General features: G+C 55.3%; 9 protein-coding genes. 4 read left to right on the top strand and 5 right to left on the bottom strand.

Features of this window, described 5'->3' with window-relative positions; all coding sequences use genetic code 11:
- Nucleotides 1-275: 275 nt before the first annotated feature.
- The 4 genes from B5F88_RS11455 to hprK all read right to left on the bottom strand — a co-directional run bounded on the left by B5F88_RS11455 (nt 276) and on the right by hprK (nt 4,720).
- On the bottom strand, nt 276-1,592 hold the full coding sequence (locus B5F88_RS11455; RefSeq protein WP_087346010.1) for an IS1595 family transposase: 1,317 nt from the start codon (nt 1,590-1,592) through the stop codon (nt 276-278).
- A gap of 233 nt (nt 1,593-1,825) precedes the next feature.
- On the bottom strand, nt 1,826-2,740 hold the full coding sequence (tsf, locus tag B5F88_RS11450; protein WP_087346008.1) for a translation elongation factor Ts: 915 nt from the start codon (nt 2,738-2,740) through the stop codon (nt 1,826-1,828).
- A gap of 78 nt (nt 2,741-2,818) precedes the next feature.
- A complete protein-coding gene (rpsB, locus tag B5F88_RS11445; RefSeq protein WP_087346005.1) occupies nt 2,819-3,553 on the bottom strand; it encodes a 30S ribosomal protein S2 in 735 nt (244 codons plus the stop codon).
- Nucleotides 3,554-3,763: 210 nt separating this feature from the next.
- Nucleotides 3,764-4,720 (bottom strand): HPr(Ser) kinase/phosphatase, encoded by a 957-nt coding sequence (gene hprK, locus B5F88_RS11440; RefSeq protein WP_087346000.1) that lies wholly within the window; start codon nt 4,718-4,720, stop codon nt 3,764-3,766.
- A gap of 155 nt (nt 4,721-4,875) precedes the next feature.
- Here hprK and B5F88_RS11435 point away from each other — a divergent pair, with 155 nt between their 5' ends.
- From B5F88_RS11435 to rpmB, 3 genes are all read left to right on the top strand, one after another.
- The gene (locus B5F88_RS11435; protein ID WP_087345997.1) at nt 4,876-5,250 is read left to right on the top strand and encodes a BlaI/MecI/CopY family transcriptional regulator; all 375 of its coding nucleotides are present in this window, start codon (nt 4,876-4,878) and stop codon (nt 5,248-5,250) included.
- An 8-nt stretch (nt 5,251-5,258) separates the two neighbouring features.
- Nucleotides 5,259-6,698, top strand: a complete 1,440-nt coding sequence (locus tag B5F88_RS11430; protein WP_162612171.1) for a M56 family metallopeptidase — start codon at nt 5,259-5,261, stop codon at nt 6,696-6,698.
- A gap of 117 nt (nt 6,699-6,815) precedes the next feature.
- Nucleotides 6,816-7,004: a 50S ribosomal protein L28 gene (gene rpmB, locus B5F88_RS11425; RefSeq protein ID WP_087345992.1), complete on the top strand. Its 189-nt coding sequence runs from the start codon at nt 6,816-6,818 to the stop codon at nt 7,002-7,004.
- Nucleotides 7,005-7,056: 52 nt separating this feature from the next.
- Here the strand turns inward: rpmB and B5F88_RS11420 are convergent, their stop codons facing one another.
- Nucleotides 7,057-8,148: a DUF3048 domain-containing protein gene (locus B5F88_RS11420; RefSeq protein ID WP_087345990.1), complete on the bottom strand. Its 1,092-nt coding sequence runs from the start codon at nt 8,146-8,148 to the stop codon at nt 7,057-7,059.
- A gap of 149 nt (nt 8,149-8,297) precedes the next feature.
- Between B5F88_RS11420 and B5F88_RS11415 the strand changes: the two genes are divergently transcribed.
- Nucleotides 8,298-8,825, top strand: a complete 528-nt coding sequence (locus tag B5F88_RS11415; protein WP_087345987.1) for a DUF4364 family protein — start codon at nt 8,298-8,300, stop codon at nt 8,823-8,825.
- Nucleotides 8,826-8,830 lie beyond the last annotated feature (5 nt).

Below are 8,830 nucleotides of genomic sequence, written 5' to 3'. Positions count from 1 at the left end.
GCTTCGGATTGAATGTCTGTTTGGGATATTTCCTCGTTATTTTGAGTTGGAGTTATTATGTCCTGTTGTCCTTGCTGACTGCAACCAACCAGACCCAACACACAGACCAATGCTAAAACTAATGCTATATATTTCTTCATACGGATTACCTCCTTGTAAAATTGTTTACTTGTATATATAGACGGAAAATCCAGCAAAAAGTTCCGAACTATGGCTATATCATAGCATACTTCGGTCAATTTGTCTCATTCCAGAAAACGAAATTTAAACTTTTTTCAAATTGCCAACCTCTTCATATCAAAGGAAATTGGCTTGTACTTGAACTTATCAAGCGGTATCTTCTTCGTCTGATTGGCTAACAGAGTAATAATGTCGTAAGCCTGTTCAAGATAGGTCTTTCCCTTATTCTTCTCGACCCAATAGAACAGAGCCAAGTAGTAGTCAAGGAACTTGGAACTTACACCATGATACAGATACATAAAATCACTAATGTTGTGATGGTATCCGTTGATATGACCCAGATGAAATCCACCGCTTGTATGTTTCCCACTTGGGATTTGATTTAAGGGTATCTTGTATCTGTTGGCTACGGTCTTATATGCTCTATGGCTGTCTGTGACCAGAACAGTATCTTCGGTGAAATGGGGAACAAGGGTCTGCTCGATATGGATAGGCTGTATTCTACCGACACAAACACTCTGCAAGAAATGATTGTTATTCGTATCCACACAAGACAGACAACATACCTGCTGGTTGCTGATACCTCTCTTTTTCTTCTGCTGTTCGTGTAAGGTATTCAAGACTTCAATAATTTTCTTTGTATCCATACCATTTAGAGCATTGGAAAACTTCTCTTGTGATTTCAAATCACCAAGTTTAACATAATCCAACAATTCAGCTTTGTTCTGTTCTTCGTTTTTAATGTACCTATGCAAGAAATCTATGTCAAATCCTTGTTTCTCAACATATTCGATTTTCTTCTCAAAGGTCAAATGGGTATATGGCATTCTGCCGAGTGTACCCAAGAAGAACATTGGGTCTTTAATGTCCTTAAAGGAAAGAGGATAGTAATATTCGTCGCTTTCAGCCAAACTCTTGAAATCGTCCTGATTGCTGACGAACTGAAGGAGAACAGAACATATCCTATGTCTGTTGTGCAGAACAGTCTGCTTGTTGATACCCAATTCTTTTGCTATGGTACGGCAACTTTCACCCTGTAAGGTCAACTTGATAAACTCAATCCATTTACCAACAGACAACTTGGAGCGAAAGGCAACGGTGCCATTGGTGTCACCGAAAGTTTTATAACAATCTTTGCAAAAATATCTCTGTCTGCTGTTTCTTGTTCCGTTCTTTATAACCTTAACTGAACCACAATGAGGGCATACAACAGCATCCAAATCTTTATTGTTGCTGTAACTTCTATGTTCTCTGCAACACTGCAAGAAGACCTTTTCTTCCTTTGTCAGTTCAGGTTTTGCACTTCTTCTTGTTTGCAAAGCGGTCACTAACTCTTGGATTTGCTCGTCAGTTAAGTCAGCAACAGCAATTTGTTTCTGTATATCATTGAAATTGGAATTGAAATCAGCCATAACATGTCCCCCTACAAAAATTGTTTTTGTAAGGGAACATAGTTATTTCTGTGGGTGCTAGATCCATTTATGCATAAATATCTTTAGAAGTGTATAATTTTTTCTCACCAATACTTATCTCGGACAGAGACAAAGAAATAAAAAAAGAGCCCGGGGAAACGAATTTCCTCGGACTCTTTTGTGAGTCATTATTTAGGGTCAATGTGCTGGTTTGCGGGGGGATGAGCACACGATTACTTGCCCAGCTGCTTGGCAATCTCCTCAGCAAAGTTCTCCTGCTTCTTCTCGATGCCCTCGCCCTTCTCAAAGCGGACGGCATTCTTGAAGGTGATGCTGCCGCCCAGGGACTTGGCGGCGGAGGCAATATACTGCTCCACAGTCATGGAGCCGTCCTTCACGAAGTCCTGCTGCAGCAGGCAGTTCTCCTTGTAGAACTTACCCAGCTTGCCGGTAACAATGCCCTCCTTCACCTTCTCGGGCTTGGAAGCCATCTTGGGATCGTTCTCCATCTGGACCAGCAGGATCTTCTTCTCCTCGTCCAGAGTAGCCTGGTCCACCTGGCTCTTGTCCCAGAAACGGGGATTCAGAGCGGCGATCTGCATGGCCACGTCCTTGCCCACGGCCTCCACCTTATCAGCGGACAGGTCGCTCTCCAGGTTCACCAGCACGCCAATCTTTCCGCCAGCATGGACATAGGGCACGGAGATGCCATCGGTGAAGAAGGTGAAACGGCGAACCTTGATGTTCTCGCCGATGACCAGCACCATCTCCTGCTGCTCCTCCTGCACGGTACGGCCATTGCCGTAGGGCAGAGCCATCAGGGCGTCCAGGTCGGCGGGCTTGTTGGCGGCCACAACAGCGGTCACGCCCTTAACAAAGTCCACAAACTTCTCGTTCTTGCCCACGAAGTCGGTCTCGGCGTTGACCTCGACCACTACGCCCACGCCGTCCACCACGGCGGCATAGGCCATACCCTCGGCGGCGATGCGGCCGGCCTTCTTCTGAGAAGCGGCCAGGCCCTTCTCCCGCAGGATCTCAACGGCCTTATCCATGTTGCCCTCGGCCTCGATGAGGGCCTTCTTGCAGTCCATCATGCCCACGCCGGTCATCTCGCGCAGGGTCTGTACGTCTTTCGCAGTGATTGCCATGATCACATTACCTCCATTATAAAAATCAAAAGAAAGCGCCCGCCCGCGCGGGCGGGCGCTTCAAAACATCCGTTCAGATTACTCGGCGGCGGGCTCGGCGTCCTTCTCAGCGGAAGCCTCAGCGGCGTCCTGACCCTGCTTGCCCTCCTGGATGGCGTTGGCCATCACGCCGGAGATCAGCTTGATGGCGCGGATGGCGTCATCGTTGCCGGGGATCACATAGTCGATCTCATCGGGGTCGCAGTTGGTGTCCACGATGGCCACGATGGGAATGTGCAGCTTGCGGGCCTCGTTGATGGCGTTGCGCTCCTTGCGAGGATCAACCACAAACAGCGCGCCAGGGAGCTTCTTCATCTCCACAACGCCGCCCAGGTACTTCTCCAGCTTGGCGATCTCGCCCAGGTGCTTCATGACTTCCTTCTTGGGCAGCATGTCGAAGGTGCCATCCTCCTGCATCTTCTTCAGCTGGTTCAGACGCTCTACACGGCCACGCATGGTCTTGAAATTGGTGAGCATACCGCCCAGCCAGCGGGCGTTCACATAGTACATGCCCACGCGCTCGGCCTCTTCCTTGATGGCCTCCTGAGCCTGCTTCTTGGTGCCCACGAACAGCAGGGTCTGGCCGGACTCGCCCAGAGAGCGGACGAAGTTGTAGGCCTCCTCCAGCTTCTTCACGGTCTTCTGCAGGTCGATGATATAGATGCCGTTGCGCTCGGTGTAGATATAGGTGGCCATCTTGGGGTTCCAGCGGCGGGTCTGGTGACCAAAGTGGACGCCCGCCTCGAGAAGCTGCTTCATAGATACGACTGCCATAGTAAAGTTCCTCCTTTATTTGTTGATTCCTCCATCCGGTTCATCCGGAGCCGGCCAACCACTGTTTCCAGGAGCACCTGGCCCCCCGTCCACGGATGTGCGTAATCACATGCCCAGATATAATATCACAGTCTTTCCCATTTTGCAAGATTTTTTTGCTCACAGCCCGAAAAAACGGGGCGGGAACCCATCTCCCGCCCCGCCGGACCCTTATTGGCCGTTCATCTGGGCACTCATGGCCTGGTCGAAGTGCTCGTTGATCTGCTTGGTAAACTCCAGCGCGGCGTTATAGCCCATCTTCTTGTGGCGGTTATTCATGGCGGCCACCTCAATGATTACCGCCAGATTCCGCCCCGGCTTCACCGGCACAGTGAGGGAGGGCACCTGCACATCCAGAATGGTGGTATACAGGTTCTCCAGGCCCAGCCGGTCGTACATGGCCCCGTCCTTCCACTGCTCCAGGTTGATGACCATGTCGATCTCCGCTTCCTCCTTGACGGCGCTCATACCAAACAGGCGGCGCACGTCGATGACGCCGATGCCCCGCAGCTCGATATAGTGGCGGATCAGCTCGGGGGCGGTGCCCACCAGTCCCCGGGTGACGGTCTGCTTGATCTCCACCGCGTCGTCGGCGATCAGCCGGTGGCCCCGCTTGACCAGCTCAATGGCGGTCTCGCTCTTCCCTACCCCAGACTCGCCCAGCAGCAGCACACCCTCGCCGTACACCTCCACCAGCACGCCGTGGCGGGTGATCCGGGGCGCCAGATAGGATTTCAGGGAGGCGATGATGGTGCTCATCAGCACGCTGGTGGTATCCTGGCTGCGAAGCACGGTGCGGTCGTATTTTTCCGCCATCTCCATGCACTCCGGGAAGGGCTCGATCCCTCTGGATATAATGAGGGCCGGGATATCCTGGCTCAGCAGGCGTTCAAAGCGCTCCCGCCGCTGATCCGGCGTCAGTCCGTCCAGATAAGTGGCCTCCACCCTGCCGATCACCTGGAGCCGTCTGGGATCAAAGTAATCGAAAAAGCCGGTCAGCTGCAGGCCGGGCCGGTTCACGTCCTCCGTACGGATGGGAAGATCCTCATATCCCTCGCCGCCCCGCAGCACCTCCAGATGAAACTTCTTGATCACTTCCCCCAGTTTGACACTATATAAACTCTCCATCGCCGCTTCCTCCTTTTCTGAAGTAGGTTTTCCTGGGTGCATTATATCATTCCTCTCTCACAGAATGCAACCGCTGTGGGGCGCCATTTGTTCTACAATTGTAGTTGACATTTTTGTTCTATCATTGTAGAATAAAGCAAAAGGAGGTGTTTTTCATGAGCAGTATGCGCCGATTGCCCGACGCCGAGCTGGAGGTCATGCAGGCCCTGTGGCGGTGTACGCCTCCGGCGTCCCGCATGGATGTGGCCGCCGCCCTGCCTCCGGACCGCCCCATGGCGGCCACTACCCTGCTGACGGTGCTCACCCGGCTGGGGGAAAAGGGCTTTCTCCGCATAGACAAGGAGGGCCGCAGAAGTCTCTATACCCCGCTTGTCTCTCAGGCCGACTATCTGGCCGCCCAGAGCCGCACCTTTTTGCAGAAGGTATGCGGCGGCAGTCTGCCCGCCTTTGCCGCCGCCCTGTGCGACAGCGGCCTAACCCAGGAGGAGCTGGATCAGCTGCGGGATTTGCTGGAAAGGGATGCACTATGAGCCCAGAAATGACTTACCGCCTGATTCTGGCTCTAGTAATGGGCCTTCTCTTTACCGAACTCCTTTACTGGAAACGCCCCAGGCCCGTCACCGCCTTTTCCGGTAAAGAAAAACACCGGTACACCCCCTATTTCGCCTACTGGCTCCTGCCCGGCTTTCTCTTTCTGATCGTCTGTTTCCTGCCCCTGATGCTGCCCCGGGGCGGCGGGAGCAGCTTGCTGGGGCTCTTGTTTCAGACCTTTCTCCACCTGGCCCTGTACAACAGCTTGCTGCTCCTGCTCCTTCCTTTGCTCCGGCGGTTCCTTCAGCCCCAGACATGCGTGGTACTGTGGCTGCTGCCCAACTATCTCTACCTCTGTATGAGCTCAGAAAATTTCCAGCTTGACCGGCCCCTGCTGATCCTCCGCCTGCCTGCCGCGGCTATCCGCATCGGCTGCTGGGTGTGGGCAGCCGGTTTCGCGGTGGTGCTGGGCTGGAAAATCTTCTCCCACCTGCGGTTCCGCCACCGCATCCTGAAGGATGCCCTGGCAGCCGCCGATCCCTCCACCGCCAGGCTGTGGGAGGAGCTGAGGCAGTGGGCGGGATACTCCAGCAAACGGCTGCCCCTGCTGGTCTCTCCCGCTGTGTCCACTCCCCTGTCCATCGGCCTGTTCCCCTCCACCATCCGGGTAGTGCTCCCCCAGCGGGACTACACACAAAGGGAGCTGGACCTGATCCTCCGCCATGAGCTGGTCCATATCGGCCGGGGAGACAGTACGGCCAAGTTTTTTCTTACCTTCTGTACCGCCCTGTGCTGGTTCAATCCGTTGATGTGGGCCGCTATGAAGCAGGGGTCGGAGGACCTGGAATTGAGCTGTGACCAGGAGGTGCTGGACGGGAGCGACGAGGAGGGACGGCGGGAATATGCCCGGCTGCTGCTGCGCACCACCGGAGAGCAGGCCGGCTTCACCACCTGCCTGTCCGCCTCCGCAGCTTCCCTGCGCCGCCGCCTCCAGCGGGTTCTCCATCCCGTTCGCCGTTTCATCTGCGGCATTTCGGCGGGGCTGGCTGCTTTCGGCCTGGTCATGACCTTTGGATGGGCCACTCTGGCCTATGACATCACCGGACAGGAGGTCTTTTTCCCCGGCGACACCAGAGAACACTGGAGCATCTCCAGCATCGGTCTGACGGACGCAGGCAACTGCCAGGCCACCGATCCGGAGGCTCTGATGGACTATCTGGCGGGGTTGGAGCTGGAGTGCTTGGCTGGGCAGTATACCTTCCCCCGGCAGGAACGGGAGCTATCGATATTCCTCTCCGGCCCCGATGGGGTCCGTTTCCTGTCCATCCGGGACGATGTCGCCCAGTCGTTCCCGCTGGGTACCGCCTCCTATGAGGGGGGAAACCGTTATCTGGTGGCCGGCGGGGTAAACTGGACCTATATAGAAAGCCTGCTCAATCCGGAATGAGCGGGAAATACCTCTGAAATTTTGAAAAAAATGCTTGCAATTTTCGCCGGGTTCTGCTATTATATCATTCGATGCTTTATGAAAAGCGTATCCTGACGAGCGAGGAGGTATAAGCGAATGGCCAAATGTGAGTTCTGCGACAAGGGCGTTGTGTTCGGTATTCAGGTTTCCCACTCTCACCGCCGCACCAACCGTCCCTGGAAGCCCAATGTGAAGCGCGTCAAGGCGATTGTCAACGGCACGCCCAAGCACGTCTATGTGTGCACCAGATGCCTCCGTTCGGGTAAGGTCACCCGCGCTATGTAATGCATAGATCGGAAAGAGGTCAGCCTTGCGGCTGACCTCTTTTGTTTTTTCTCTAAGAAATACTTACCTGGCTGTCCAGGGGAACGATACAGACATAGGTGCGCCCGGTTCCGAAGGTAATGGGGTCGCCCTCCAGATCGGTGTAAAAAAGCTGCCCGTCGGGATAATCCTTGCTCCAGAGCAGGTCGATGGCTTGCCCGCCGCAGGCAAAGTAGCCGGTGCCGCCGCTGGACAGATCCACCGTTATGTGGCCCAGACTGTCCCCGGTATTCCGGATGGATGTTTTCAGCACCACCACATTGGTCACCCCCACCTGCTCGCCGGTGTCCCCGTCTATGTAGGCCTCTCCGTACTCCTCAATCAGATAAAGCCCGCTCTGGGGGTCATATTGAAACTCTCCGGTCTTATAGTGGGAAAAAGGCACCTGCAGATGGTCCGCGGAAAAACCGCCGGAGGGGGTCCCATCCTCTGTAAAGTCCATCTCATAGACATAGTCTTCCTTGTGCTCCTGCCGCAGGTTGGTGTAGCCGGCAAACCGTTGGATAATGGCCTCCCCGGTGGTGACCACGGTATGCTCCAGGCTGTAGCTCTTTTTTCGTTCCGGGTCCCGCCACATCAGGTTTCCGTTTTCCTGATTGCTCAGGTAAGGGCCCCGCACTCCATCCAGAGCGGCCACCCCCCACTGGCTGATCCTGGTGTAGGCGTCCTCACTGCCGCCGGCGTGAATGAATATGGCGTCATGCCCCAGGGCAAGCTCCAGATAGTAGGGCCGGGCGGAGCGGATGGAGCCAATCTTCCCTACCCCCTCCACAGACTGATAGACTGCCAGCATCCGGGTGATCCCACCCTCCGCCGGCACCTCATAGATGATATCGGCCTGGGACTGCCCCATCTGAGGCAGGGCCTCTTTCAGATTGTTGAGCATGATGGCCACCGGGCGGCGGTTCAGCCACTCCTCCCCGATGGGCAGGCCGCTGAGGGGACTTACCGGCCCGTCATAGGGCGTGGGACTGGGCTCCGCCGTCACTTCCACCACAGGAGTCGGCGTGGGGGAGACCGTCTCCTCCGGCAGGTCTTCTCCCCCGCTGCAGGCGGGCAGCAGTCCCAGCAGAAGCAGCAGTGGAACCAACCGTTTTTTGCTCATGGAAAACCCTCCATTCTAGTCCCTTTTTTCTATGATACCCTACCCGTCCCGCCCCGTCAAGGGCGGGAAAATCCCCTTGTTATTTCCTGCCTTTTTCGATATAATAATGATTACTATAACCAACAGTCCCCCTGGAAAGGAGCAGTCCTATGCCCCGTTACGGTTTCATCCACGATAAGCTGGAAATCAAGTTTCTGATTCTCTACCTCATGGCCCGGGTCGCCACCCCTGTGGATTTTCCCACCCTCACCGACCTGACCATGTGCGACGACGGCGTGGACTATTTTGAGTTTGCCGAAGCGGTGGCCGAGCTGGTGGAGTCCGGGCATCTGACGCTGGAGAACGACCGTTACGCCATTACGGACAAGGGCCGGGAGAACGGCGCCGCCTGCGAGAGCAGCCTGCCCTACTCGGTGAAGCAGAAATGCACCGCCAACCTCTCCAAGGTCAACGGCGTCCTCCGCCGCAACGCCCAGGTCCGCGCCGAGATCCTGGACCGTCCGGAGGGCGGGCTGACGCTGCGGCTGATCCTGGACGACGACGCGGGCAACCTGTTTACGCTGGAGCTGCTGTGCGGCTCCCAGGAGCAGGCCGACCGGCTGGCCGCCCACTTCAAGGAGCGCCCGGAGCACATCTACCACCGGGTGCTGGAAGCTCTGCTGGAAGAACCGGAATAAGATAG

Origin of the sequence: Flavonifractor sp. An306 (assembly GCF_002159455.1) — a bacterium.
In the GTDB taxonomy this organism is placed as follows: Bacteria; Bacillota; Clostridia; order Oscillospirales; family Oscillospiraceae; genus Flavonifractor.
Note: the sequence above shows the minus strand (reverse complement) of the source record. Positions and strands in the feature narration are given on the sequence as shown.

What these genes read in the sequence shown, in the direction of transcription:
- B5F88_RS11455 (WP_087346010.1), bottom strand. Translation starts at nt 1,592, where the DNA reads ATGGCTGATTTCAATTCCAATTTCAATGATATACAGAAACAAATTGCT.
- tsf (WP_087346008.1), bottom strand. Translation starts at nt 2,740, where the DNA reads ATGGCAATCACTGCGAAAGACGTACAGACCCTGCGCGAGATGACCGGC.
- rpsB (WP_087346005.1), bottom strand. Translation starts at nt 3,553, where the DNA reads ATGGCAGTCGTATCTATGAAGCAGCTTCTCGAGGCGGGCGTCCACTTT.
- hprK (WP_087346000.1), bottom strand. Translation starts at nt 4,720, where the DNA reads ATGGAGAGTTTATATAGTGTCAAACTGGGGGAAGTGATCAAGAAGTTT.
- B5F88_RS11435 (WP_087345997.1), top strand. Translation starts at nt 4,876, where the DNA reads ATGAGCAGTATGCGCCGATTGCCCGACGCCGAGCTGGAGGTCATGCAG.
- B5F88_RS11430 (WP_162612171.1), top strand. Translation starts at nt 5,259, where the DNA reads ATGACTTACCGCCTGATTCTGGCTCTAGTAATGGGCCTTCTCTTTACC.
- rpmB (WP_087345992.1), top strand. Translation starts at nt 6,816, where the DNA reads ATGGCCAAATGTGAGTTCTGCGACAAGGGCGTTGTGTTCGGTATTCAG.
- B5F88_RS11420 (WP_087345990.1), bottom strand. Translation starts at nt 8,148, where the DNA reads ATGAGCAAAAAACGGTTGGTTCCACTGCTGCTTCTGCTGGGACTGCTG.
- B5F88_RS11415 (WP_087345987.1), top strand. Translation starts at nt 8,298, where the DNA reads ATGCCCCGTTACGGTTTCATCCACGATAAGCTGGAAATCAAGTTTCTG.